This is a genomic window from Azonexus sp. IMCC34839, from assembly GCF_047047955.1.
Lineage (GTDB): Bacteria > Pseudomonadota > Gammaproteobacteria > Burkholderiales > Rhodocyclaceae > Azonexus.
Window position 1 is genome coordinate 1,479,444 of sequence record NZ_CP150631.1, and the last position, 25,320, is coordinate 1,504,763.

26 protein-coding genes are annotated in these 25,320 nt (G+C 63.8%); 14 read left to right on the top strand and 12 right to left on the bottom strand.

Annotated features, from left to right (window positions below; all coding sequences use genetic code 11):
• Nucleotides 1-14 precede the first annotated feature (14 nt).
• The gene (gene rpmG, locus WIF35_RS07330) at nucleotides 15-182 is read left to right on the top strand and encodes a 50S ribosomal protein L33 (RefSeq protein ID WP_011288870.1); all 168 of its coding nucleotides are present in this window, start codon (nucleotides 15-17) and stop codon (nucleotides 180-182) included.
• A gap of 63 nt (nucleotides 183-245) precedes the next feature.
• Here rpmG and WIF35_RS07335 read toward each other — a convergent pair whose 3' ends face one another.
• Nucleotides 246-737, bottom strand: a complete 492-nt coding sequence (locus WIF35_RS07335; RefSeq protein WP_412480906.1) for a disulfide bond formation protein B — start codon at nucleotides 735-737, stop codon at nucleotides 246-248.
• A gap of 119 nt (nucleotides 738-856) precedes the next feature.
• On the opposite strand from WIF35_RS07335, the gene WIF35_RS07340 reads away from it, so the two are divergent.
• From WIF35_RS07340 to WIF35_RS07365, 6 genes are all read left to right on the top strand, one after another.
• Entirely contained in the window at nucleotides 857-1,561 is a 705-nt protein-coding gene (locus tag WIF35_RS07340; RefSeq protein ID WP_412480907.1) for a winged helix-turn-helix domain-containing protein, read from the top strand.
• Complete coding sequence (locus WIF35_RS07345) at nucleotides 1,548-2,984, top strand: ATP-binding protein (RefSeq protein ID WP_412480908.1); 1,437 nt, start codon at nucleotides 1,548-1,550, stop codon at nucleotides 2,982-2,984. The genes WIF35_RS07340 and WIF35_RS07345 overlap by 14 nt, the downstream gene beginning before the upstream one ends.
• A gap of 106 nt (nucleotides 2,985-3,090) precedes the next feature.
• Nucleotides 3,091-3,240 carry a hypothetical protein gene (locus WIF35_RS07350; protein WP_412480909.1) on the top strand — a complete coding sequence of 50 codons (150 nt, stop codon included), beginning with the start codon at nucleotides 3,091-3,093 and terminating at the stop codon, nucleotides 3,238-3,240.
• The gene (locus WIF35_RS07355) at nucleotides 3,240-3,425 is read left to right on the top strand and encodes a hypothetical protein (RefSeq protein ID WP_412480910.1); all 186 of its coding nucleotides are present in this window, start codon (nucleotides 3,240-3,242) and stop codon (nucleotides 3,423-3,425) included. The genes WIF35_RS07350 and WIF35_RS07355 overlap by 1 nt, the downstream gene beginning before the upstream one ends.
• A 311-nt stretch (nucleotides 3,426-3,736) precedes the next feature.
• Complete coding sequence (locus tag WIF35_RS07360) at nucleotides 3,737-5,923, top strand: HDOD domain-containing protein (protein WP_412480911.1); 2,187 nt, start codon at nucleotides 3,737-3,739, stop codon at nucleotides 5,921-5,923.
• A gap of 15 nt (nucleotides 5,924-5,938) precedes the next feature.
• Complete coding sequence (locus tag WIF35_RS07365) at nucleotides 5,939-8,110, top strand: putative bifunctional diguanylate cyclase/phosphodiesterase (protein ID WP_412480912.1); 2,172 nt, start codon at nucleotides 5,939-5,941, stop codon at nucleotides 8,108-8,110.
• Between the two features lie 64 nt (nucleotides 8,111-8,174).
• Here the strand turns inward: WIF35_RS07365 and WIF35_RS07370 are convergent, their stop codons facing one another.
• Genes WIF35_RS07370 through WIF35_RS07395 form a run of 6 tightly spaced genes read right to left on the bottom strand, consistent with a single transcriptional unit; the run spans nucleotide 8,175 to nucleotide 13,677 of the window.
• Nucleotides 8,175-9,446, bottom strand: coding sequence for a mechanosensitive ion channel family protein (locus WIF35_RS07370; RefSeq protein WP_412480913.1), 1,272 nt, complete (start codon nucleotides 9,444-9,446; stop codon nucleotides 8,175-8,177).
• Nucleotides 9,443-10,705 carry an RsmB/NOP family class I SAM-dependent RNA methyltransferase gene (locus tag WIF35_RS07375; RefSeq protein ID WP_412480914.1) on the bottom strand — a complete coding sequence of 421 codons (1,263 nt, stop codon included), beginning with the start codon at nucleotides 10,703-10,705 and terminating at the stop codon, nucleotides 9,443-9,445. The genes WIF35_RS07370 and WIF35_RS07375 overlap by 4 nt, the downstream gene beginning before the upstream one ends.
• Nucleotides 10,706-10,715: 10 nt before the next feature.
• The gene (locus WIF35_RS07380) at nucleotides 10,716-11,675 is read right to left on the bottom strand and encodes a DUF3108 domain-containing protein (protein WP_412480915.1); all 960 of its coding nucleotides are present in this window, start codon (nucleotides 11,673-11,675) and stop codon (nucleotides 10,716-10,718) included.
• Nucleotides 11,676-11,684: 9 nt separating this feature from the next.
• Nucleotides 11,685-12,332 carry a phosphoribosylglycinamide formyltransferase gene (gene purN, locus WIF35_RS07385; RefSeq protein ID WP_412480916.1) on the bottom strand — a complete coding sequence of 216 codons (648 nt, stop codon included), beginning with the start codon at nucleotides 12,330-12,332 and terminating at the stop codon, nucleotides 11,685-11,687.
• Nucleotides 12,329-13,033 carry a hypothetical protein gene (locus WIF35_RS07390; RefSeq protein ID WP_412480917.1) on the bottom strand — a complete coding sequence of 235 codons (705 nt, stop codon included), beginning with the start codon at nucleotides 13,031-13,033 and terminating at the stop codon, nucleotides 12,329-12,331. The genes purN and WIF35_RS07390 overlap by 4 nt, the downstream gene beginning before the upstream one ends.
• Nucleotides 13,033-13,677 carry a DedA family protein gene (locus WIF35_RS07395; protein ID WP_412480918.1) on the bottom strand — a complete coding sequence of 215 codons (645 nt, stop codon included), beginning with the start codon at nucleotides 13,675-13,677 and terminating at the stop codon, nucleotides 13,033-13,035. Before WIF35_RS07395 ends, WIF35_RS07390 begins: the two co-directional genes overlap by 1 nt.
• 131 nt (nucleotides 13,678-13,808) lie before the next feature.
• Here WIF35_RS07395 and WIF35_RS07400 point away from each other — a divergent pair, with 131 nt between their 5' ends.
• The 4 genes from WIF35_RS07400 to WIF35_RS07415 all read left to right on the top strand — a co-directional run bounded on the left by WIF35_RS07400 (nucleotide 13,809) and on the right by WIF35_RS07415 (nucleotide 18,025).
• A complete protein-coding gene (locus tag WIF35_RS07400; RefSeq protein WP_412480919.1) occupies nucleotides 13,809-14,219 on the top strand; it encodes a bacteriohemerythrin in 411 nt (136 codons plus the stop codon).
• 149 nt (nucleotides 14,220-14,368) lie between these two features.
• Nucleotides 14,369-16,213, top strand: coding sequence for a DNA mismatch repair endonuclease MutL (gene mutL / locus WIF35_RS07405; protein WP_412480920.1), 1,845 nt, complete (start codon nucleotides 14,369-14,371; stop codon nucleotides 16,211-16,213).
• Nucleotides 16,213-16,887 carry a hypothetical protein gene (locus WIF35_RS07410; RefSeq protein ID WP_412480921.1) on the top strand — a complete coding sequence of 225 codons (675 nt, stop codon included), beginning with the start codon at nucleotides 16,213-16,215 and terminating at the stop codon, nucleotides 16,885-16,887. The genes mutL and WIF35_RS07410 overlap by 1 nt, the downstream gene beginning before the upstream one ends.
• Nucleotides 16,888-16,942: 55 nt before the next feature.
• Nucleotides 16,943-18,025 (top strand): calcium:proton antiporter, encoded by a 1,083-nt coding sequence (locus tag WIF35_RS07415; protein WP_412480922.1) that lies wholly within the window; start codon nucleotides 16,943-16,945, stop codon nucleotides 18,023-18,025.
• A gap of 2 nt (nucleotides 18,026-18,027) precedes the next feature.
• On the opposite strand, the gene WIF35_RS07420 is transcribed toward WIF35_RS07415, so the two are convergent.
• Nucleotides 18,028-18,831: a D-alanyl-D-alanine carboxypeptidase family protein gene (locus tag WIF35_RS07420; RefSeq protein ID WP_412480923.1), complete on the bottom strand. Its 804-nt coding sequence runs from the start codon at nucleotides 18,829-18,831 to the stop codon at nucleotides 18,028-18,030.
• A gap of 19 nt (nucleotides 18,832-18,850) precedes the next feature.
• Nucleotides 18,851-19,084: a hypothetical protein gene (locus tag WIF35_RS07425; protein WP_412480924.1), complete on the bottom strand. Its 234-nt coding sequence runs from the start codon at nucleotides 19,082-19,084 to the stop codon at nucleotides 18,851-18,853.
• Nucleotides 19,085-19,152: 68 nt separating this feature from the next.
• Between WIF35_RS07425 and miaA the strand changes: the two genes are divergently transcribed.
• Nucleotides 19,153-20,100, top strand: coding sequence for a tRNA (adenosine(37)-N6)-dimethylallyltransferase MiaA (miaA, locus tag WIF35_RS07430; protein WP_412480925.1), 948 nt, complete (start codon nucleotides 19,153-19,155; stop codon nucleotides 20,098-20,100).
• Here miaA and WIF35_RS07435 read toward each other — a convergent pair.
• The 3 genes from WIF35_RS07435 to purM form a co-directional block, all read right to left on the bottom strand.
• Nucleotides 20,090-21,172: a response regulator gene (locus tag WIF35_RS07435; RefSeq protein WP_412480926.1), complete on the bottom strand. Its 1,083-nt coding sequence runs from the start codon at nucleotides 21,170-21,172 to the stop codon at nucleotides 20,090-20,092. The two genes, miaA and WIF35_RS07435, sit on opposite strands and share 11 nt — an antisense overlap.
• Nucleotides 21,173-21,316: 144 nt before the next feature.
• On the bottom strand, nucleotides 21,317-21,931 hold the full coding sequence (locus WIF35_RS07440) for a septal ring lytic transglycosylase RlpA family protein (protein ID WP_412480927.1): 615 nt from the start codon (nucleotides 21,929-21,931) through the stop codon (nucleotides 21,317-21,319).
• A 4-nt stretch (nucleotides 21,932-21,935) separates the two neighbouring features.
• Nucleotides 21,936-22,976 (bottom strand): phosphoribosylformylglycinamidine cyclo-ligase, encoded by a 1,041-nt coding sequence (purM, locus tag WIF35_RS07445; RefSeq protein ID WP_412480928.1) that lies wholly within the window; start codon nucleotides 22,974-22,976, stop codon nucleotides 21,936-21,938.
• Between the two features lie 125 nt (nucleotides 22,977-23,101).
• Here purM and creB point away from each other — a divergent pair, with 125 nt between their 5' ends.
• Together creB and creC are read left to right on the top strand one after the other, a co-directional pair.
• Nucleotides 23,102-23,794 carry a two-component system response regulator CreB gene (gene creB / locus WIF35_RS07450; protein WP_412480929.1) on the top strand — a complete coding sequence of 231 codons (693 nt, stop codon included), beginning with the start codon at nucleotides 23,102-23,104 and terminating at the stop codon, nucleotides 23,792-23,794.
• Nucleotides 23,795-23,801: 7 nt separating this feature from the next.
• Complete coding sequence (creC, locus tag WIF35_RS07455; RefSeq protein WP_412480930.1) at nucleotides 23,802-25,241, top strand: two-component system sensor histidine kinase CreC; 1,440 nt, start codon at nucleotides 23,802-23,804, stop codon at nucleotides 25,239-25,241.
• Nucleotides 25,242-25,320 lie beyond the last annotated feature (79 nt).

The window sequence follows — 25,320 nt, forward strand, 5'->3', positions numbered from 1 at the left end:
GAAGGATACGAAAAATGGCTAAAGGCGGTCGCGAAAAGATCAAGCTGGAATCCACGGCTGGTACCGGACACTTCTACACCACTTCCAAGAACAAGCGCACGACGCCTGAGAAGCTGGAATTCATGAAGTACGATCCGAAGGCCCGTAAGCACGTCGCTTACAAGGAAGTTAAGCTGAAGTAACTCAGCTCACTCCGGCATTCGACAAACCCGCCTTTCGGCGGGTTTTGTTTTTTCTGCCACCGCTCATGAGCGGCGTAGCCCCAGCAACACCAGAAAACCGACGATACCGGCGAAGACCAGCATCGACCAGTTGGCCATCGACAAATCGAGGAAGACCCAATCGCGGCTGGTACAGAAACCGGTCGCCAGGAACAAGCCAGGATATTGCATGCCCAGCCAGTCGACCAGGCGCTCGATGGCGTTCGGATCGGCATAGCCGCACTCCGTCGCCAGCTCTGGAAAAGCCTGCATCCACGACTGGTAGGCCGCAACGCTGAAACCACCCAAGGCCAGGATTCCGCCCAAGCCTGTCCACAGCATGCGGCCGGCCGGTAGCGCAAAACCGAGCAAGCCGACCACGCCAATCACCAGATAAAGCAGGCGCTGGAAAATACACAAGGGGCAAGGTGCCAAACGGAACAAGGCCTGCAATTCCAGACCGACCGCCACCAAGCCGAAACAGCCGAGGGCCAGGGTGGCAAACCAGGCCCGCGTCGGAACTTTCGCAAAATCCATGAATACGCCTCAAAACATCGATGGTGAGAGATTCTACCTGCCCTCGCGGTTTTTGCCCGTTTAGCCCGGTGCACCGCAGCAAGGTAGACCACCGCCCTGTCGCTCGCTAAGATTGCTGAATGAACACACGCATCCTGCTCGTCGAAGACGACGAAAGACTGGCCGAACTAACGGCCGAATACCTGACCAAGAACGATCTCGAAGTCAGCATCGAGCCACGCGGCGACACCGCCGAGGCCCGAATTCTGGCCGAGCAACCCGACCTAGTCATCCTCGACGTGATGCTGCCGGGCAAGGACGGTTTCGAAGTCTGCCGCGCCGTACGCTCGCAATACCGCGGTGTGATCCTGATGCTGACCGCGCGCGACGAGGATTTCGACCAGATTCTCGGCCTCGAGCTTGGTGCCGACGACTATATCGCCAAGCCAGTCCAGCCGCGCGTGCTGCTCGCCCGCATCAAGGCCCTGCTGCGCCGCCTGCCCTCGCCCGGCGAGACCAAGGCCGGCGAGAGCGACAGCATGGTCTTCGGCCAGTTCCGCATCAGCCAAGCAACGCGTACCGCCACCTTGGCGAACGAACCGATCGACCTGACCACCGCCGAATTCGACCTGCTCTGGCTACTCGCCACCCATGCCGGCAATGTGCTGTCGCGCGACGACCTACTGCAGGAACTGCGTGGCATCGGCTTCGACGGCCTGGATCGCTCGATCGATGCGCGTATTTCCCGCCTGCGCAAGAAACTGAACGACGACCCGGAAAACCCGACGCGCATCAAGACCGTTCGCGGCAAGGGCTACCTGTTCAGCAAGCATGACTGGAACTAATTCGGGTAACGGTGCGGCCACGGGCAAGGACAACAACCAAGGCCTGGCCCGTTCGCTCTTCCGCGTCTCGCTGCCGCGCTGGCGCGGCGGACGCTATAGCCTTTCCAAGCTCTTCTTCAATTTCTACCTGCTGGCGATGGGCTCCTTCGTCGCAATCGCCTTCACCGCCGATTTCGTCATCTCGACCGCCCAGCGCGGCATCACCGACGACTATGCCCGCCGCTTCATGCGCGGCACCATCACGCTGATCGAGGACGAACTCTTTCGCCATCCGCGCAGTGCCTGGAAGCGTGAAATCAAGGACATCGACGAGAAATTTTCGTACAACCTCGACATCGTCGAACGCATCACGTTGGACCGTATCCTGACCCCTTCCCAGGTCGAAAAACTGGATGCCGGCGATATCGCCATCGACCACGACGGTGACGTCATGTATCACCGGCTCGGCACCAGTAGCCAGGTATTGGTCGTTGGCCCGCTCGCCTCCAACCGCAACCCGGAACTGAAGGACCGCCTGCCGCTCGAATTGCGCCTGCGCCTGCTGACGTGGAGCCTGACTGGCCTGATCTTCGGGGTCGCGCTGTGGTTCTGGGTCCGCCCTGTCTGGCGCGATCTCGAATCGCTGCGGCAAACGGCACGCGACCTAGGTGACGGCAAGTTCGACGCACGCTCTCCGGCTGCCCGTAGCCAACTCTTCGCACCGCTCTCCGACACCATGAACAGCATGGCCGAGCGGGTACAGCAACTGCTCGCCACGCACCGCGAACTCTCCTGCGGCATCTCGCACGAATTGCGCACACCGATCGCCCGCATGCGCTTTGCCCTCGAAATGCTGACCGAAACCGACGAGCGGGCCGAGCGCGAACGCCTGTGGGCCATGATGGAGGCGGATCTCGACGAACTCGACCAGCTCATCGACACCAGCCTGACCTACGCCCGCTTCGAGCGCGAAGCGCCAGAACCGCATTTCTCGTCGGTCCGTTTCGCTGACTGGCTCACCGATGAAGTCGAATCCGTCCGCGTCCTCGGCCGCCAACTCGAAGTCAAAGTCGACACCGCACAATTGCCGGCCGACCTCAGCGTCGACCTCGATCGCAAGGCCATGCCCTACGCCTTGCGCAACCTGCTGCGCAATGCCTTCAAGTACGCCGCCAAGCGTATCAACGTCAGTGCTGAGTTGGTCGGCGACAACATCTGCGTGCATGTCGACGACGACGGCATCGGCATCCCGCCGGAAGAACGCGAACACGTCTTCTCCGCCTTCACCCGCCTTGATCGTTCGCGCGACCGTTCGACCGGTGGCTACGGCCTCGGCCTGGCCATCGCCCGTCGCGTGCTCGAACTGCATGGCGGCACTGCCATCGCCGATGCCGCACCGCTCGGCGGCGCCCGCTTCACGCTGACCTGGCAAGCCAGGCGCTAAGACGAACCGGCATAGTTACAAAGCGTCACAGAAGATCATTTCCAGTTACCACGGGGCAACGCTGAGGCAACAGACCTCCCGCCCCCAGCTCCCTACAATGCGAGGCATGGAACAACAACGCTCCCGTAAAGAGGAAGGCAAGGAAATGATCGAACTGAACGTCAAGGAATTCATCGCAGCAGCCCGCCAATACTTGTTCGGCTTACTGCCCGCCCAACCCCAACTGGCGACCATCCGCATTCAACAGCCGCGCTAATGGCCTTCGCGGATAACCTGCCAATCAGCGAGAGCATCGGCGTTTTCGTCGGCATCTCGGGTTTCGATTGGCTGACCGAAGGACGTGCCGAGCCGCTGAGTGCAGCCGTTGCCGCCATCGGCGCCGGCACCGTGATCTATCTGGCCCGCTACTGGCTGAGGAAGCGCAAGCCGCCGAAGCCCTGAACGATTTACCCTCCTCTCGAATTTTCCCCCGATTCGAGAACTCCCTGTTACCCCGCCCATGTGGCGGGGTTTTTTTTGGCCATCGACCGGATCGTGCGGAGTCTTCGCTTTCGCTTGCCCCGGCAGGGAAAGCGCCGTTTCGGTCTATGCCAAAAGGCTCAAAAAACCAACAATCGACTTTAAATCATGAAGTTAATCCATTGTTGAAATTGATATTTTTTGTTCAAATAGAGTCGACAATATTTTGAGGTCATTGCGTCCGGCATTGGCGGAGCGGTTTCAGCTTTCGTTCCGATGGCGGCAACACCAACATGCTCAAACTGCCGGAGCCGATCCAGCGCGCCATCGAATCGGGGCGAGTTCCCTCGCCGCCGCAGCTATTGGTTCGCCTGATGCATGGCCTGGACGACGATCAGTCGACCATGGCAACGCTGGCCCGCCTGGTCGAGCAGGACGCCGGCCTGGCCGCCCGCGTGCTGACCGCCGCCAATTCGCCGATCCTGCGTCGCGGCAACGAACTGCACAGCCTGGAGAACTGCCTGCTGGCTCTGGGCACGCGCCTGGTGCGTTCGATCACTACCTGCCTCTCCATCCAGAGCCTGTTCGACCGCCGCGCCAAGGTACCGCCAGCCAACCTCGCCGCCTTCTGGGGCCATTCGCTGCTGGTGGCCGAAACCGCGCGCAGCCTGGCTGTCACCACCGCCTACGAAAAGCCAGAAGAAGCCTACCTGGCCGGCCTGCTGCACGACATCGGCGAGTTGTTGTTGCTGACCGGCCTCGGCCCGGCCTACGCCAAGCTGCTCGCCCATTGCCCGGACGAAGCGGCCCTGCAAGCCAAGGAACTGGCCAAGCTCGACAGCGACCATGGCGAGGTGGGTGCCTGGTTGGCCGATCAGTGGGAACTCGATTCCGGCTTTGCCGATGCCATCCTGTTTCACCATGCGCCGCCGGAACTGATCGTCACCGCCGCCCCCTTCCCGCAATTGATCTGGCTGGCGCACCAACTGGTCGCCGCCGAGGACATCTCGACCTTGCCGGCCGGCATCGACGCCACGCTGTTTGGCCAACTCGGCGTCGATCAATTGGCCGAACTGCGCCAACAGGCCGAGCAACGTACCCGCCAGATCGGCGAAGCGCTTGGCATGAGCCTACCCGCTGCCTTGAGCGGCAAGGGCATCTGGAACGACTTGCCGGCGCCCAACTGGGACGAGGACGAAGCGCTGGCGGCCGACGAGGAATTGTCGGCCCTGATCGGTGGCTTCGCCCTGTTGCAACCGCTACAACAGGATTTGTTCGAACTGGAGAACGAGGCCGAGATCATCCTGTCGCTGCGCGAATCTGCGCGCATCCTGTTCGATATCAGCCGCCTCGCTTTTCTGCTCGACGACGGCAAGGGCAAATTGAGCGGCGCCCGGGTCGGCGGCCAGCCGGCGCTGTTCAGCCAGGTCAGCATCGCCCGCGAAGCGCAGCGTTGCATGGCAGCGGCCGCTGCCCGCCAACACGAGATTCTGTCTTCTTACCCCGTCACCGCAGAGGAGCAGGAACGTTCGCTGATCGACCTGCAGTTTGCCCGCGCCCTGGGCAGCGAAGGCATCCTGTGCATCCCGATGCTGTCGCGCAACCGGACTTACGGCGTGATGATCTGCGGCCTGAGCGCCAACCAGTACGCCCGCCTTTCCCGCCGCCTGCCCTGGCTGCTGAACTTCGGACGGATCGCCGCGATCAGCCTGGAAACGCTGAATGAAGCCCGCGCCTTCCGGCAGAAGGCGCGCGACGATGCTTCCACCCACTTCAACCGGCAGGCGCGCCGCGTCATTCATGAAGCGCGCAATCCGCTGGGCATCATCAAGAGCTACCTGAAGATCCTGGACCGCAAGCTGCCGGCCGAAACCGAGATTCGCCAGGAACTCGAAATCCTCACCGAGGAAATCGACCGCGTTGCCGAAATCGTCGGCAAGATGAGCGAAATCCCGAGCGAAGCGCCAGCCGGCGAAGGCTTGAATGTCTGCGACCTGCTGCGCGAACTGATGCTGCTCTACGGCGAACCGCTATTCAACGCCAAGGGGCTGCGCGTCGATCTGGCGCTGCCCAATCAGGCGCAGAACGTCACCTGCACGCGCGACAGCCTGAAGCAGATTGTGCTGAACCTGTGGAAAAACGCCTCGGAGGCGTTAAGCGAAGGTCAGCAGATCAAGATCACGCTGACCGACAACGTCGTGCACAACGGCGTTTTCTACATCCAGCTGCGCATGGACGACAACGGTCCAGGCATGAGCGATGAAGCCATGCGCTCCATCCACCGTCCGCGCGACGCGCAGCCTGCCGGCAACCGCGGCCTCGGCTTGTCGATCGTCGGCGAACTGGCCCGCCAGCAGTCCATCCCCATTACCTGCCGCAGCCAGATCGGCCAAGGCACCAGCATTGCCTTGCTGCTGCCCAAGCATCTGGCCGACAGCACGGAACCCACGTCCGAAAACACCGGGACGACACTTCGATGAAGCTTCGGAGGATACATGAGCGCACTTTCAGAGATCGAGGGGCTTGAGATGATCGCGGACGACGTTGGCGAGATCCGGATTCTCATCGTCGACGACGAGCCGCGCTTCCGCAGCGCCTACCGTCTGCTGCTCGCCGGCGACGGCCGCCAGATCGAGGAATGTGCCAACGGCAGCGAAGCGCTGAAACGCCTCGACCGGCGCGACATCGATGTCGTCGTGCTCGACCTGCGGCTGCCCGATATCGGCGGCATCGAGATCATGGAGTGGCTGGTCCGCAACCTGATCCCGACCTCGGTCATCATATTCAGTGCTGACGAGTCGATCGACTCGGCCATCCACGCACTGCGCCAGGGCGCCTTCGAGTTCATTCGCAAGCACAGCGATCCGGACGACCTGATCCAGGCTGTCGAGCGCGCCGTCCGTCGGCGCAAGATGGAGCGTGAGCATGCCGTAATGACGGCGCACCTCGAACGCTCCGAGCGCCTGCACCGTTTCCTCGTCGACCAGTCGCCCGACCTCATCTACACGCTCGACGGCGAAGGTCGCTTCCTCTTCGTCAACAACCGCATCGAAACCCTGCTCGGCTACACCCGCGAGGAGCTGATCGGCCAGCACTACACGACCATCGTGCACGAAGACGATCAGGAAAAGGCGCGCTACGCCTTCAACGAACGCCGCATCGGCGAGCGGGCAACGAACAATTTCGAGGTTCGCCTTTGCCACAAGTTGAGTGGCGTGCGCCATTTCGACAACCGCATGGTCGTCGCCATCCTCAGTTCGCAGGGCATCTACGGCAACGAGTCGGACAATGCCGCCAAGCAGTTCATGGGCACGGCCGGCGTCGCGCGCGACATCACCGAGCGCAAGCGGGCCGAGGAAACCATCGCCTACCAGGCCTTCCACGATCTGCTGACCGGCCTGCCCAATCGCACCCTCTTCCTCGACCGCCTCGAGCTGGCCATTTCCCAGGCCAAGCGGCGCAACCAGCGGATCGGCGTGATGTTCCTCGACCTCGACCGCTTCAAGCTGATCAACGACACCTTCGGCCACGCCGAGGGCGACCAGCTGCTCAAGGAATTCGCCCAGCGCATGCGCCATTGCCTGCGCTCCGGCGACACCCTGGCACGCCAGGGCGGCGACGAATTCACCGTGCTGCTACCGGACATTAACTCCGCCGCCGACGTGACCACCATCGCCCGCAAGATGCTGGAAGAAATGAAGAAGCCCTTCATCGTCGGCGGGCGCAATTTTGTCGCCACCGCCAGCATCGGCCTGGCCATTTTCCCGGACGATGGCGATACGCCGGATGCGCTGATCCGCAACTCCGACATCGCCATGTACCAAGCCAAAGGCCAGGGCAAGAACGGCTTCATCGAATTCAAGCCGAGCATGAACACGCACCACGTTGCACGCATCTCGCTGGAGCACGACCTGCACCAGGCGCTGACCGATGGCGACCAGTTCGAGCTGTATTTCCAGCCGCAGATCAATCTCTCAAAGAAGCGCATCGTCGGCATGGAGGCGCTGATCCGCTGGCACCACCCGGCGCTCGGTCTGATCAAGCCGGACAGTTTCATCCCGCTGGCCGAGGAATCGGGCATGATCACCGGCGTCAGCGACTGGGTGCTGCAGGAAAGCTGTCGCTACCTCGCCCGCCTGCGCGAACTCGGCCACGGCGACCTGAAAATGGGCGTCAACCTGTCGCCCAGCGAATTCGAACGCAACGACCTGTTCGAGCGCGTGACGCTGCCAATGCGGCAATACGCCATTCCGCCCGAGCTGTTCGAGCTGGAGATCACCGAAAGCCTGCTGATGAACGACGCCGAGAGCATCATGGCCAAGGTACGCCAGCTCCGCCGCACCGGCATGCACATCTCGATCGACGACTTCGGCACGCGCTACTCGTCACTCAACTACCTGCGCCGCCTGTCGGTCAGCAGCCTGAAGATCGACCAGTCCTTCGTGCGCGACCTGCACACGGCCAACAACTCGACAGCGATCATCCACGCCATTCTCGGCATCGCCGACAGCTTCGGCCTGCGCGTCACCGCCGAGGGCATCGAGAACGAGGAACAACTGACCGCGCTGGCCCAGCTTGGCTGCGGCAACATGCAGGGCTACTACTTCAGCCACCCGCTACCGGCCAGCGAACTCGAGGAATTCCTCAGCAAGCCGCTGGTTTTCTGAGAATCGGCGTTTGCTTGCCCGCAGCAGGCCACTGCTGCGGTGCACTAGCTCAAAAGGGCAAAAATCAGCCGGCGGTGGCTTCATTCAGGATGCGAACTTCGCGCTGCGGGAAGGGAATCTCGATGCCGTTCTCGCGGAACGCGCGCCACAGCGCAAAATTGATATCGGAAATCACATTGCCCTTGCCGCCTTCCGGATCGTCGATCCAGAAACCCAGTTCCAGATTGATGCTGCTGTCGGCGAACTGCGTCAGGAAGACCTTGGGCGGCGGCTCGGGCAGCACACGCGGCTGGGCGACGGCCACTTCGGTCATCACCCGGCAAGCCAGGTCGAGATCGGTGTCGTAGGCAACGCCGATGGTGGTGGCCAGGCGCATCTTGCGGTCGGAATAGGTCTGGTTCTGCACCGTGCTGCCGATCAGCGTCTCGTTCGGCACGATGTATTCGGTGCCGCCCGGGTGCTTCAACACCGTGTAGCGCGTCGTGATCTGCGTCACCTCGCCGGTTTCCGCCCCCACCTGCACGATGTTGCCGATGCGGATCGAGCGGTCGAGCAGGATGATGAAGCCGGAGACGTAGTTGCTGGCGATCTTCTGCAAACCGAAGCCGAGACCGACGCCCAGCGCGCCGGTGAATACCGACAGCGCCGTCATGTCGATGCCGACCAGCGACAGGCTGATCAGGATGGCCAGCACGGTCAGCACCGCCTTGGTCACCCTGATGCCGACGATGCGAAGATTGCCGTCGATCGACTCGACACGCATCAGGCGTGCCTCGATGACGCCGGCGATCCACAAAGCCAAAACGACGGTCAGGAAGACGGTGACAACGCCGCGCAGGATCATCCACAAATCGACATGCTGGGTGCCAATGGAAAACTCGACCTGTTCCAGTGCCTCGATCACATACGGCGCCAGATCGGTGATGTAGAGCGCCAGCCAGCTCCACACCACGGCGGCGATGATGCGCTCCCAGGCAGTCAACCAGGTGGCGCGCGGGAAAGCCTGGCGCAGCACGAAGACGACGCCGCGCACCAGCGCCATCGAGCCCAGCAGCGGCATCGCCACCTTGAGCAGATTGACGTGGATGAAGGGTTTCAGCGCCAGGCGCGTCGCGGCAACCAGCAACATGCCGGTCAATGGAAAAGCCAGCCGCGTGCTCGCCTCGCTCAACCGTCCCGTGCCGTCGCGATGGCGCTTCTGCCACCAGCCGGCGAAGAGGTAGGCGATGCCCAGGCAGGCCAGCAACGCCAGCACCTGCCAGATGAAATTGGGATCGCTGACATCCGACCACAGATCGGTGATCAGTTGCAGGGCCGGATCTTTCTGCTTGCTCATGCCTTTCTCTCCAGCACGGCGGCGAAGAAGCCGTCGGTGTTGTGGCGGTGCGGCAGCAGGCGCAGCATGTCGCCCTCCAGCGCGATGCCGTGGCGGGCCAGCACGCCGCTGGCCGGGACCAGCACAAAACCTTCATGTTTGGCCAGGAAAGCCTCGACGATGGCTTCGTTTTCCTCGCGCAACAGGCTGCACGTCGCATAGACCAGGCGGCCGCCCAGCTTGACCAGCGTCGCTGCCGCTTCGAGGATGGAAGCCTGCTTGGCGTTCAATTCGGCCACCGACTTCTCGTCCTGGCGCCATTTCAAGTCCGGATTGCGGCGCAAGGTGCCGAGGCCGGAACACGGCGCATCGACCAGCACGCGGTCGGCCTTGCCGGCCAGGCGCTTCACCTTCATGTCGCGCTCGTGCTCGATGCGGCCCGGATGCACATTGGACAGGCCGGAGCGCGCCAGACGTGGCTTCAGGTTGGTCAGTCGCTTGTCGGAAACGTCGAAGGCATAGAGACGGCCGGTGTTCTTCATCATGGCGCCGAGCAGCAGCGTCTTGCCGCCGGCCCCGGCACAGAAATCGACCACCATCTCGCCGCGCTTCGGCTCGACCAGATAGCCAAGCAACTGGCTGCCCTCGTCCTGCACCTCGAAGGCACCGTCAAGGAAAAGCGGATGCTTGGCCAGCGCCGGCTTGTCGCGCAGGCGGATGCCGATCGGCGACAGCGGCGCCGGATCGGCCGCGATGCCGTCGGCAGCCAGTTGTTTCAGCACGCCGTCGCGCTCGCTCTTCAGCGTATTGACGCGCAGATCGAGCGGTGCGGACTGGTTCATGGCGCGCGCCAGCAGCAAGCTTTCGTCGCCGCCGTATTGCGCTTCGAGTCGGACGTACAGCCAGTCCGGCACGTCGCAGCGCACGGCCGGCGGCAATTCCTCTTCACGGCTAGCCTTGACGCCGGCCAGCCACTCTTCCTCGTTACCCTTCAGCACCGGCGCAAGCTCGCGCTGGCTCCAGCCGCGGGCGATGGCCAGGGCGGCCAGCAGCAGGCGGCGCAGCGTCACCGGTTCGCCGCAACGCGCTTCCAGGCTACGCCGGCGGCGCAGCACGGCGAACACCGTCTCCGCCACGAAGGCCCGGTCGGCATGGCCGAGCTGGCGATGCTCGCGGAAATAGCGCGAAACGACGGCATCGGCCGGGTGCTCGAAACGCAGCAACTGACCGAGCACGGCTTCGGCATGGGCAAACAGGGCGGGTGTGAATCTGGCTTTCATCGGTGGACTTTCAGGGCGAACCTATTTCAGTGGCAACTTGCTCGAAGCGGTCGCCTTTTTTATCGGTAAAGCGAATTTTAACCGGCAGGCGCTGCCGATCGAGCGCAATCCAGATTTCGGTGATGTTATCGGTCATGGCGCGCAGGTGCAGCGTGCGGAAACGACCAGCTGGCGTGTCGATTTCCTCCTCGCCGAGCGAGTCGAGATCGTAGCGCTCATATTTCTTGCCGGTGACGACGCCGACCGAGCTGCCGTTTTCCGGACGGGCAAAGAAAGCCAACTGGTAATTGAGCGACAGCAAATCCTGCGTCCCCGGCGCGATGCTGCGCACACTGCCGTCACGGGCCAGGCGCACCTCTGCGGTGGACCAGTCGAAATCGGCATTTTCCGTGGTGTCCTTGCCGTTCTTCAGGGTGCGAAAAGTATCCGGCTGCAGGCCGCCCGCCACCATGCGGCCGCGGCTGATCACCTCGTGGCGTAGTGGCTTGATCAGCCCGGCCAGGCCGGTGGTCTCGGTGACGCCGGTCAGCGTATAGCTGCCGTCCTCGTTGAATTCCCAGCGATGCTCGGCACGGCCGATGGTCAGGCCGAGCGACTCCTTGCGGATGACGTAACGGATCGCTCCGCTCGCCGCCAACACCGGCTTGGCGGCGGGCTGCACAGGGACTGCTGCGGTGGACGGGGCAATTTGGGCATTTTCCGCAGCGCTCGGCTCGGCAAGCGCTTCGGCTGGCGCAACGGCCTGGCCGGTGGCCGGCTCCGCCAAAGCTTTGCCCGCCACCTTGGCTGGCGGCTTCGGACGTTTTAGCGCCGGCTTGGGCGGCGCTGCCGGCGCAGCGGGAACGGTCAACTCGGCCTGCAAGGGCGGCGGCTCCGACTCATCACTGAACGGTGCGAAGTCGGTGCCGAACAGCGCTGCGGCGTGGATGACCAGGGAACCGGCCAAAGCGACCAACAGCGCGATCGGCATGTCGAGGAGTTAACGCAATTCCGGCGCGATCAGCACGGTGTCGTCGCGCAGATCGGCGGCGAGACGAACCTTGCCGTCGACCAGCGACAGCTTGTCTTCGGCGAACCAGCGCACGGCCTGCGGATAAACCTTGTGCTCCTGGCGCAGGATGCGCGCCGCCAGGCTCTCCTCGGTATCGCCGTCGAGCACCGGGATGGCCGCCTGGATGACGACCGGGCCGTGATCCAGTTCGGCCGTCACGAAGTGCACGGTGCAGCCATGGATGCGCACGCCCTCTTCCAGCGCCCGCTGGTGCGTGTGCAGCCCGGGGAAAGAGGGCAGTAGAGAAGGGTGGATGTTAAGCAGACGGCCTTCGTAATGGCGCACGAAGCCCTCGGTCAGGATGCGCATGAAACCGGCCAGCACGACCAGATCGGGCGAGAACATGTCGATGCATTCGGCCAGCGCGGCATCGAAGGCTTCGCGCCCGGCAAAGCCCTTGTGGTCGATGTAATGGGTGACGATACCGGCCTTTGCCGCCGTCTCCAGGCCCTTGGCATCCGGCCGGTTGCTGATCACGGCGGCGATGTTGACGGGCAGATTGCCGGCGTCGCGGGCGGCGATCAGCGCCTCCATGTTGCTGCCGCGGCCGGAAATCAGGATGACGATATTCTTCATTTCAAAAAACTCACCGGTAAAAAGATCGTGCTGACCACCGAATGGGTCAGCCGGGAAAGGCCTCGGCCATTGCGGTCGGCGACCACCTTGGCCATGAAGTCGAGCAGGCCCATGATGCGGCCGAATTCGCGTTCGAAGGAAAGATTACGGTTGTTCGGATCGAGTTCATTCGACAGCAGGAAAAGCTCGCCGGCCGCATCGCGGTCGTGGCCGAGCTTCCAGATCGCCACCTCCATATTACGTGCCGTGTTGTAGAGCTTGCGCTCGTCCAGGCTGTCGAGAATGTAGAACTCCTCCTTGTGTTCAAAAGCGGCATCGACCATGGTCAATAGCCCAAAAACCAGCGCCGCCACGCGATCGCCCGAATAGGCCTCGGTAAAGGCCAGCGCCGCCGCCTGGCCCTCGCGCATGCCGGAAAGCTCCGGCCAGTTGCGATAGACACGCTGCTTCAGCTTGTCCACCGCCGCCTCGCGGCTGGCCGCCCCGCCCTTCTTCCACTCCTTCGGGTTGCGCTTGTACAGCTTGTCGGCGATCAGCAGCAGGCCATTGACCACCTCTTCACGGTTGGTGTCGGCAATGCGGTCAATCTCGCTTTTGACCAGATATTTCGGGTGCACCGTGGTATCGGTATGCCCGTCCTTGCCCAGCTTGGTCGAGCAGGCCATCATCACCAGGGCGAAGAGGATGGCCAGCCAGCGCATCAGGCGGCGACTCGGTGCTTGATGTAACCGATCGCCACCGGAATCAGCGACACGACGATGATGCCGATGATCAGCAGCGACAGATTGGCCTTGACCCAGGGCATATTGCCCAGCCAGAAGCCAGCCAGGCACAGGGAAAGCACCCAGGCCGCCGCGCCGATCAGGTTGAACAGCGCGAACTTGGCGTAGGACATGGCGCCGATGCCGGCCACGAAGGGCGCGAAGGTGCGAAACAGTGGCAGGAAGCGCGAAATGACCAGGGTCTTGCCGCCGTGCTTTTCATAGAAGGCATGCGTCTTTTCCAGCGCCGCCTTGTTGAAGAAGCGCGAATTCTCCCAGTGGAAGACCTTCGGCCCGATGAAGCGGCCGATCTGGTAATTGACCATGTTGCCGAGTACTGCTGCCGCCAGCAACACGCCGCACAGGGTCGACAGATCCATCCCGCCCTCGCCGATGGCGGCCAGCGCCCCGGCCACGAAAAGCAGCGAATCGCCAGGCAGGAAGGGAAAGATGACGAATCCCGTCTCGGCGAAGATGATGAAGAACAGGATGCCGTAGATCCACAGCCCGTATTGCTGCACCAGAATGGCCAGATGCTTGTCGAGATGCAGGATGATGTCGATGAATTGGGCGAGGAATTCCATGAAGGCCGGACGAGAACGAAAAACACCGGCATTTTACCTGATGCCCAGGCCATCCCCGTTGCCGGAATGCCTTGTTTATTCTCGGCAAAATACCGTGCCGCGGCCTTCGGTCCGGGCCTATAATTACAAATATGGCTAGGCATATTAGTTGGGAAGACCGTTACAGCGTCGGCGACCCGGAGATGGATCGCCAACATAGGCATTTGCTTGCTTTATGCAACGACTTGGCCGATTGCGCCGCCTCCACCGATCTCGACAGCGATACGGCTTTTCACGACATCCTGAACGAATTGGCGGTTTACGCCCGTACCCATTTCGCCAGTGAGGAAAAACTGCTGGCCGACACCGGCTACCCTGACCTGACGGCGCATTGCGACGACCATGGCAGCTACGAGTCTGACCTCGCCAATTTTCTCTTCACCGCCTGCGTCAGCCAGCCGGACAAATCCGCCGTGCATCGCTTCGTTCTGGGCTGGTGGCTCAAGCACATCCTGCAGAACGACATGGCCTACCGCGAACACCTGCTTGAGCGCAGCCTTTAATTGAAGCAAAAATTAGGGCGCCGCCCGCCGGTCGACGCAGATGACATTCACTCTGCCTCCGTCCGCAATGTTCAGAATTTCCCGGGCACCAGATGTACTGACTGACAAGCAACCGGTCATCCCGGCGGCCAATCTGGGATAATTCGGGCATGCCGCATATTGCCCGCCTCCCCGACCTGCTGATCAGCCAGATTGCCGCTGGCGAAGTCGTCGAACGCCCCGCCTCCGTCCTCAAGGAACTGCTCGAAAACAGCCTCGATGCCGGCTCGAAAGCCATCCAGGTGCATCTGGAAGAAGGTGGCATCAAGCTGATCCGCATCACCGACGACGGCTGTGGCATCGCCAAGGATGAACTGGCGCTGGCCCTCACCCGCCATGCCACCTCCAAGATTTCCACCCTCGACGATCTCGAATCGGTTGCCACCCTCGGTTTTCGCGGCGAAGCGCTGGCCTCCGTCGCCTCCGTCGCCCGCCTGAGCCTGACCAGCCGCGAACGCGGCGCGGCGCATGCCTGGAAGCTGCGTGGCGAGCCCGACGCACAGCCCGAGCCGGCGGCGCTGATGGCCGGCACCGTGGTCGAGATGCGCGACCTCTACTACAACACCCCGGCCCGCCGTAAGTTCCTCAAGTCCGACAGCACCGAATTCGCTCACTGCGCCGATGCAGTCCGCCGCCTGGCGCTGACCCGGCCGGACGTGGCGGTCAGCCTGACACACAACGGCCGCAGTCTGTTCCAACTCGCCCCGGCCGACCCGGCACGACGCATCGCCGACATCCTGGGCGACGACTTCCTCGGTGCGGCCCGCGCCGTTGAGGCCGCTGCCGGCCCCCTCACCCTGGCCGGTTTCGCCATCGACCCGACCCGCGCCACCGACGCCAAGGATGGCCAGTACGTCTTCGTCAATGGCCGCTTCGTGCGCGACAAGGTGATCGGCCACGCCCTGCGCGAAGCCTACCGCGACGTGCTGCACGGCAGCCGCCAGCCGGCCGTCTGCCTCTTCCTGGCTATCGACCCGGCGCTGGTCGACGTCAATGTGCATCCGGCCAAGACCGAAGTGCGCTTCCGCGATTCGCGTGCCGTGCATCAATTCGTCTTCCACGCCATCCAGCGCACGCTGGCCGCCCCGGTACAAGCCGACACGGCCCCAACCCTGGTCGAACGGGACACTGCTGCGGTGCACGGGCAAAAATCGGCAAATTTCACGCCGGGCAGCGCCCCCAACTTCACGCCCTACCGCCCCGAACCGCGCCAAGCCAGCCTCGGCGTCGCCGAACCGGCGGCCGCCGCCTACCTCGCCTTCGCCCGCGCCGCGCAGAGTATTCCGACCAACAGTTCGTATGCGCGCGAAGCCGCGCCGCAATTCGCCCCCGTTGGCAATGTCGTCACCGAAGAACGCCCCGAGCGCGACGGCCCGCCGCTCGGCTACGCGTTGGCCCAACTGCACGGCATCTACATCCTGGCCCAGAACGCCCGCGGCCTGATCCTCGTCGACATGCACGCCGCGCACGAGCGCATCCTCTACGAAAAGCTGAAAACCGCCTTCGACCAGCGCCAGATCGCCACGCAGAACCTGCTGATCCCGGCCGTCTTCTCGGCCGATGCACTCGATGTCGCGGCGGTCGAGGAACATGCCGAAGCCCTGGCCGACCTCGGTTTCGCCATCGCCCCGATGGGCCCGAACCAGCTCGCCGTACGCGCCGTGCCGGCCCTGCTGCAATCGGGCGACCCGGCGGCGCTGGCCAAATCGCTGATCGCCGAACTGCGCGAACATGGCATCACCCAGCTCGCCACGGCGCGGCGCAACGAACTGCTCGCCACCATGGCCTGCCACGGCGCCGTGCGTGCCCGCCGCCAGCTGACCGTGCCGGAAATGAACGCCCTGCTCCGCCAGATGGAAGAAACCGAGCGCGCCGGCCAGTGCAACCACGGCCGCCCGACCTGGACCGAGCTCTCCATGGACCAGCTCGACAAGCTCTTCCTGCGAGGTCAATGATGCGCCGCTGGCTCCTGCCCCTCCTGTTGCTCCTCAGCCTGAACGCTGCGGCCGAGGGCGAAAGCCCGACCACCGGCGCCCAGGATTGCCGGCTACGCAACGCCGCGCTGTGCCAGATCGGCGAAACGCAGTTCCCGCACGACGGCCCCTGCCCGGCCGAAGCGACCACACTTCGCCCACCCGGCAAGGAAGACTGCAGCGCCGCCATTCCGCGCGAGCGCCCGAGCGAACGCCCGGACCGACCGGAACGCCTGGCCCACGAGGAACACCCGGCAGTAGCCGCCACCCCGAGCGAGCCGGCAACCGCACTACCGGCGCACGCCAGCTGGCAACTACCCGCCCTGCTCTTCGCCACCCTGCTCGCCGTCCTCGCCTTTGCCGCCTGGCTGCTGCACAACCTGCTGCGCTTCACACGCGAGCGCAAGAAGCCGATCACCCTGCGCGACCTGGGCAGCGCCATCGCCGGCACCATCGGCGGCTTCTGGCTCTCCTTTCAGGGCGCCGGCTGGGCCTTTAGCAAGGCCTACAACTACTTCCTGGAGATCGGCGCCGAATCGCCCTCGATGTTCGGCGCCCTGGTCGGCCTGACAGCCTTCTGCCTGTTGCTGCCCATCGCCGGAACCTTGCTGACGCTGTTGTTGCTCAAGCTGCAGGATTTCCTGAACCGCCGCTGAACGGGAACCCCTCGGCATAATGCCGATCTACCCAGAAAAACCGAACACGCGACTTATGAGCCACGCCAAGATTCTCGGCCTCCCCTGGTGGAGCCTGCTCCTGCCTCCCGCCGCCGGCCTGCCCCTGCTCTTTGCGGGCGGTAGCGGCTGGCCGGTCTTGCTGCTGATTGCCGTCTGCCTGATCGCTGCCGTGCTGGTCGCCGTCTTTCACGCCGAAGTCGTCGCCCATCGCATCGGCGAACCGCTCGGCACCCTGGTGCTGGCGCTGGCCGTCACGATCATCGAGGTCTCGCTGATCGTCTCCATCATGCTGTCCAGCGGCGAGCAGGCCGGGGCGCTCGCCCGCGACACCGTCTTCGCCACGGTGATGATCATCTGCAACGGCGTCGTCGGCCTGTGTCTGCTGGCCGGCGCCATCCGTCACCGCATCATCGCCTTCCGCGTCGAGGGCACCGGTTCGGCCTTGTCGGTACTCACCGCGCTGACCACGCTGACACTGGTCCTGCCCGAATTCACCACCAGCACCTCCGGCCCCACCTATTCCGCCTCGCAGCTCGCCTTCGCCGGCCTGATGTCCCTCGTCCTCTATGCCGTTTTCGTCTTCGTGCAAACGGTGCGCCACCGCGAATTCTTCCTGCCGGCCGAAAGCGAAACGGGCGAGGAACATGCCTCGGCGGTAGGCAATGCCGGCGCACTGCTCAGCCTCTGCCTGCTGGTCGTCTCGCTCGTCGCCGTCGTCGGCCTGGCCAAGCAACTGGCCCCGGCCATACAAAGCGCCGTGGAAGCGGCCTCGGCCCCGCCCTCGGTGGTCGGCATCGCCATCGCGCTACTCGTCCTGTTGCCGGAAACCTGGGCAGCCCTGCGCGCCGCGCTGCGCAACCGCATGCAGATCAGCCTGAATCTGGCCCTCGGCTCGGCGCTAGCCACCATCGGCCTGACCATTCCCTGCGTCGCCGTCGTCGCCCTCTGGCTCGACCTGCAATTGATCCTCGGTCTGCCGCCGAAGGAACTGGTCCTGCTTGCGCTCACCCTGGTCATCAGCACCATGACACTGGCCGGCGGCCGTGCCACGGTACTGCAGGGCGCCGTGCATCTCGTTCTGTTCGCCGCCTTCCTGTTCCTGGCAATCGTTCCCTGAGTTCAGGAAACCAGCCGCTCGCGGGCGTACTGGCGCAGCTTGTTCATGTCCTGCGCCCTTGCATCCTTGCCGGCGGCCTTGAGCACCACCATGGCCATGACCTCGGAGCCGAACTGTTCGGCCATCGCCAGGCAATAGCCGGCGGCCGAGGTAAAGCCGGTCTTGCCGGTCAACATGGCGACCGAGCGGTCGTGGGCGAAACGGTTGATGTTGGGCCGCCCGCCCACGGTCAACAGATGGGTCAGACGTCTGAATTCCGGTAGCTGCGCCAGCGTGACCAGCAACACGCCGAGGTCGCGGGCACAGGCCCGGTTGATGGTCGACAGGCCAGAGGAATCACCGAAATCGAAGCTGAACAGCTGCATCTGCGTCATCAGCATGCGCATGTCGTAGCGGAATTCCGGCCAGCCACCGGGATAGCTGCGGGCCAGCGCGGCAGCCGCCCGGTTGTCCGAAGTGACGAGCAGCCATTCGAGCAACTGGTCGCGCCGCCAGGATGAACCAAGCGCCAGGTTGGAACGGGTGAATTCCGAAGCCACCATGTCTTCTTCGCTGATGCGCACGCGCTCATCCAGCGGCAAACCGGCACTCAGGATGACCCAGGCGGTGATCAGCTTGGTGATCGAGGCGATCTGCACTGGCGTTTCGGCATCGAGCGCCAGCAGGGTCTGTTCGTAATTGCCGACGAAGGCGTGGCGGGCTGTCAGCCTCGGTGCGCCCACCTCCCCGGCCACCCCGACCACGGGCGCCAAAGCCAGAGCAAAGACCAGGCGGCGGCGGGTGAAGGATGGCAGGTCGGAACGCATGGTTTGACCTCTCGGCAGTCTAGTTGGGCGGCTTGGTCAATTGGGTCTTGAGCATGGGGCCGACCACATTCCAGGCCACGGTCAGCCCCCCGGCCAGCAGGGCAAAGCCGAGGATCAACTGGATCAGCAGCACGATCAAATCCGACTGCTGCTTGCTCATCTTGCGCCCCGGATTGGTGGCACCGCAGCCCGGGCAGGCCAGGGCGGAAGTATCGACTTGGTGCCCGCAGGCACGGCAGGGTACGAGTGACATGTTGGCTCCCTGTATTCGTTTCGATTATAGGCCGAAGCGCGACACGCTGCGTGGTAGCATTCGCCGCCATGAAAGACACCCACCTGCCGCCTGCCATCCTGATCATGGGCCCGACCGCTTCGGGCAAGACCGCCGCCGCCATGGCGCTGGCCGACCGTTTTCCGGTCGAACTGATCAGCGTCGACTCGGCCCAGGTCTTCGTCGACATGGATGCCGGCACGGCCAAGCCGGACAAGGCGATGCTGGCACAATACCCGCACCGGCTGATCGACATCATCACGCCGGAAGAATCCTATTCGGCCGCCCGCTTCCGCGACGACGCGCTCGCCGCCATGGCCGAAATCACCGCGGCCGGCAAAGTGCCTTTGCTGGTCGGCGGCACCATCCTCTACTTCCGCAGCCTGATGCAGGGCCTGGCCGATCTGCCGCAGGCCGACGCCGGCCTGCGCGCCGAGATCGACGCCGCAGCTGCCCGCTTTGGCTGGCCGGCCATGCACGCGAAATTGGCCGAATTGGACCCGTCCACCGCAGCACGGCTACACCCGACCGACAGCCAGCGCATCCAACGGGCGCTGGAAATCTGCCGCCTGAGCGGCCGCCCGATGTCCGAATTGCTCGCCGAGAGCGAAAGCCAGAAGCCGCCCTACGACTTCCTGTCCATCGGCCTGCTGCCCTCCGACCGGACGGTGCTGCACAAACGCATCGAACGTCGTTTCGACGAGATGCTGCTAGCCGGATTGGACGAGGAAGTACGCATGCTGCGCCAGAAATACGATCTCAACCTCGGCCTGCCGTCGATGCGCTGCGTCGGCTACCGCCAGGCTTGGGAATACCAGGAAGGCCTTTACGGCAAACCGGAGATGCGCGACCGCGGCATTTACGCCACCCGCCAACTGGCCAAACGCCAGATCACCTGGCTGGGCAACGGTTTTCCGGCCGACGAGAACTTCGACTGCCTCGACCCGGCCCTGCCCCAGCGCATCGCCGAGCGGGCCGACGCCTTCCTCAATGCCTGAGTAGTTCCTTCAGGTTATCGGCCAGCCGCTCGAGGTCGCCGACGATGTGCAGGCTGGCATCCTGCGTGCCGACCACGCGGGCCATGAACTGATTGGCCAGGTTGGTCACCTCCTCTTCCTGCGACTCGGTCAGCCCGAGGTGGACGAAGGCCTTGGTCAGCGCTTCCTGGAAATCGATCATCACCTGCGTCAGCTCGAAGCAGTTGCGGCGGTAGTTGGTCTGCACGGCATCCAGCGTGGTGTAGAGCGTCGGCAAGGCTGATTCGATACCGGAACGGCGGCGTTGCGCGATCAAATCGGTCTCGATGGCCTTGACCCGCGCATCCGCCCCTTCGGCCAGCAAGGCGACGTTGTCGCGAATGCGCCCGGCCCGCTCGGCATCGTCCAGCGGCATGTTATTGACCAGCAACGTGACGTGGCCGTAATTGAAGGCGCAGCGCGACTTGAATTGGAAGATGCGGTCGCTCTGGCTGACATGGTTCAGCACCGACACCTCGAAGGGCAGATTGCGCCCGTTACGGCTCAGGGAAAGCGGTTCGCCCAAGACGCGCAACTGCACCGCCGTATCGAGGTCGTAGCTCTGCATCGCTTCCAGGATCGCGGCGGCCAGCTCTTCGGCATCCTGGCAGGCGAAGGATCGGCTCAGGAACTGCAGCACGACGCCCAGCTCACCCATGCTGACCATGGCCGACATGGCCGTGCGCTGGGCATAGCCGGCCTGTTCGCGCAGGGCAGCCTTTTCTTCCAGGGTCCGGCCAACGACCTTGACCTTGCTGAGCAACTCGGCCGCCTCGAAGGGTTTCTGGATGAAATCGTCGCCCCCCGCCTCGTAGCAGGCCAGGCGGGTATGGCCATCGTCGCTGGCCGACATGAAGATGACCGGGATGTCCTGTGTTTCCCAATCGTCTTTCAGATGACGACACAAGGTATAGCCATCCATTTCCGGCATGGAAACGTCGAGCACGAAGAGATCCGGCTTGCAATCGCCGACTCGTTGCAGACAGGCTGCGCCGCTGGTGAACACCTCGACCGGCCCGACGCCTTCGAGCGAGGCCATGAGGATATCCAGCATTATTGAATCGTCATCGACGACAAAAACCCGCAACCCACCCTCCATCGACATCTCCAGATTCTTTACGCGTGACGCATTGTTATCGGTTTGCCGCCGGCTCGCAAGACACTCAGGCGAACTAACTAAGCCATCAGCATAAAGCCGCTATTCGATACGGCTGCCAAATTCCGGGATTTTGGGCAGTGCACCGCAGGAGTCGCACTCATTGTCCGCTTCGAATGCGGCATGGCAGGCTGCGAGATCCTTCTCGCCCACCGCTTTCTTCAAGGCAGCCACGCGCACCAGGACGACGCCCGCACGCAGCATGCCGAGGTATTCCGCCACCCCGCGCGAGACGTCGATGATGCGCTTGCGGTGCTTGGTGTGCATGCGGTCATTGACCTTGACGATGGCGCAGCGATCGCTGTCGAGACGGCGCACGGCAACCCAGGAGCCCAGCGGGAAGTGGTTGCTCGCGGCGGTGAAGTCGCGCACATTGAAGCGCTCGCCGGTCGAGGTCTTGCGCCCCTGGAAACCATGGCCATAGAAACTGGCGTGGCCGCGCAGGCCGAAATCCTCGGCATCGTCGACTTCGGCAACAAACACCTCGCTGCTCGCTTCGGCAGCAGGCGCTTTCTTCTTGGCGGGAGCTTTACGGGCGACGGCGTGTGCCGTCTTGCCGGCAACGGCCGGCTTTCTGGTCGCCGCACCGGCCTCGGGAACGAGCGGTGCGGTCAGCCAGAGGAGGCTGCCAGCGAGAATTGCTGCAGCCCATTTCATCGTGTCAAACGACGATGGTTTGCGCCTCGTCGCCCTGGCGAGCGCGAATCTTGCCGAGGCGATAGACGGTTTCGCCCTGCGCCTTCAGTTCGGCCATGGCAGCGTCGGCATCGGCGGCAGCCACGATGACGACCAGGCCGATACCGCAGTTGAAGGTGCGGTGCATTTCCTTCTCGTCGACATTGCCTTCCTTCTGCATCCAGTCGAACAGCTTCGGACGCGGCCAGGCGGCCTTTTCGATCTCAGCGACGGTGTTTTCCGGCAGCACACGCGGCACGTTTTCCAGCAGGCCGCCGCCGGTGATGTGGGCCATGCCCTTGATCGTGACCTTTTCCATGGTGGCCAGCACCTGCTTGACGTAGATGCGGGTCGGGGCCATGACCACGTCGGCCAGCGAACGGTCGCCGTCGAATGGGGCGTTCATGTCCGGCTTGGAACGCTCGATGATCTTGCGCACCAGCGAGTAGCCGTTGGAGTGGGCGCCCGAGGAAGCCAGGCCGAGCACCACGTCGCCAGCGGCAATGCTCTTGCCGTCGATGGCCTTGGACTTTTCGACCACGCCGACGGCAAAGCCGGCCAGATCGTATTCGCCGGCCGGGTACATGCCCGGCATTTCAGCGGTTTCGCCACCGATCAGCGCGCAGCCGGCCAGTTCGCAGCCCTTGGCGATGCCGCCGACGACCGCCGCAGCGGTATCCACATCGAGCTTGCCGCAGGCGAAATAGTCGAGGAAGAACAGCGACTCGGCGCCCAGCACCAGAATGTCGTTCACGCTCATGGCGACCAGATCCTGGCCGACCGTGTCGTGGCGGTTCAACTCGAAGGCCAGCTTCAGCTTGGTGCCGACGCCGTCAGTCCCGGACACCAGCACCGGCTCCTTGTAGCGCTTGGGCACTTCGAACAGCGCGCCGAAGCCGCCGATGCCGCCCAGCACGCCGTCGCGCAGGGTTTTCTTGGCGAGCGGCTTGATGCGATCGACGAGAGCATCGCCCGCATCGATATCGACGCCGGCATCACGGTAGGAGAGGGAAGTATTCTGGGTCATGGTCGCTTCTGAGGCTGACGCGGCAGGCGCCGCATTGAATAAAAAGGCAATTTTACCCGAAACCGGCGTTCCTCCCTAACCGTCCGGTCCGCTGCGGCGTTCCGACCGCTTCCGATGGCATTGGGATGAATTATCATCGCGCCATGAACATCCTGATCGTCGACGACGAACCCGCCATTGCCGACACCTTGGCCTACGCGCTGCGCGCCGAGGGTTTCGCCGTCGATCACTGCCTGCTCGGGCGCGAGGCGCTGGCCCGGCTCGAAGCCGGCGATCACGATCTCGTCGTGCTCGATGTCGGCCTGCCCGACCTCAACGGCTTCGACGTCTGCCGCGCGCTGCGCCGCAACTCCAACATACCAGTGCTCTTCCTGACCGCCCGCTCGGACGAGATCGACCGCATCGTCGGCCTCGAACTCGGCGGCGACGACTACGTCGCCAAGCCGTTCAGCCCGCGCGAAGTCGTCTCGCGCATCCGCGCCATCCTGCGCCGCCTCGACCGTGAGCCTGCTGCGGTGCACCGGCCAAAATCGGCAATTTTCAACGTCGACCGCGAAGCGCTGCGCATCGCCTACCACGGCGAATGGCTGGCCCTGACCCGCTACGAATACCTGCTGCTGGCCCTGCTGCTCGAACGGCCGGGCCGCATCCTGAGCCGCCAGCAGATCATGGAAAGCGTCTGGCAGGACGGCGGCGAAAGCCTCGAACGCACCGTCGACACCCACATCAAGACCCTGCGCGGCAAGCTGCGCGCGGTGCGCGACGACGAAGTCATCGTCACCCATCGCGGCCTCGGCTATAGCGTGGCCGGCGCCTGAGGCCGCGGTGAACATCTCCGTCCGTCTGCTCTTCGGCTACTTCCTGATCGTCGGCCTGGCCGCCTGGTTCGTCCTCAACACCTTCACGCACGAAACCGAGCCGGGCATCCGCCAGGCCACCGAAGAAACGCTGGTCGATTCCGCCCACGTGCTGGCCGAAATGGCCGCCCTCGACCTCTCGCGCGGCCGCATCGGCCAGGGCGCCTTCGCCGACTCGGTGCGCGCCGCCATCCGGCGCAGCCCGCAGGCCGACATCTCCGGCGTGCATAAGGAAAGCGTCGATTTCCGGGTCTATGTCACCAACGCTCAGGGCATCGTCGTCTATGACTCGCGCAGCGCCGCGCTGGGCGAGGATTTCTCGCAATGGCGCGATATCGCCCGCGTCCTGCGCGGTGAATACGGCGCCCGCCAGACGCGCGACGACCCCTACGACCCAAGCAGCACCGTCATGCACGTCGCCGCCCCCATCTTCTGGCAGGGCGAGCTGATCGGCGTGCTGTCGCTGGCCAAGCCCATGTCCTCGGTCGCCCCCTACGTCGACCGCGCCGCCCAGCGCGTCAAGCGATCCGGCCTCATCCTGCTCGCCGCCACCGCCGCCATCGGCCTGCTGTTCACCGGCTGGCTGACCTGGACCATCCACCGGCTGCACGCCTACGCCCGCACCGTCGCCGCCGGCGGCAAGGCCGAACCGCCCACCGGCGGCGGCACCCAGTTCTCCGAACTCGCCCGCGCCCTGGCCCAGATGCGCGAAAAGCTCGAAGGCAAACAATACGTCGAACGCTACGTGCAAAACCTCGCGCACGAAATGAAAAGCCCGCTCACCGCCATCGTCGGCGCCGCCGAACTACTCGAAGACGAGCTACCGGCCGACGACCGCCAGCGCTTCGTCGCCAGCATCGGCGAACAATCGCAACGCCTGCAGGCGATCATCGAACGCATGCTGATGCTCGCCCGCGTCGAGCAATTGCAATCGCCGGAAGCCACGGCTGCGGTGCACCTGCCCGAAATGGCAAAAACCGTGGCCAACCTGCGCCAGCAAGCCCTCGCCGCCCGCGGCCTGACGCTAAAGCTCGACCTGCCGCCCGACGCCACCACCCACGGCGACGCCTTCCTGCTGCAACAAGCCCTGCTCAACCTGCTCGACAACGCCATCGAATTCTCGCCCCAAGGCGGCGAGCTCGAGCTCAGCCTCGCCCTCACCGACCCCGGCCAGGCCACCTTCACCGTCCGCGACCACGGCCAGGGCGCCCCCGACTACGCCCTACCCCAACTCTTCGACCGCTTCTACTCCCTCCCCCGCCCGGCCACCGGACGAAAAAGCACGGGCTTGGGGCTGGCCTTCGTGCGCGAAGTGGCGCGGCTGCATGGGGGTGAGGCGGGGTTTGAGAATCATGTTGAGGGGGGTGGGATGGCTTGGTTGAGGCTGCCATGCCGCTTTGCGCAGTAAATTTGTGGTCTTTCTATCGCATCCCAATCGCTGGCCACGACCTTGAGAAAAATGCAATACGGATAGATACTTGGTCATC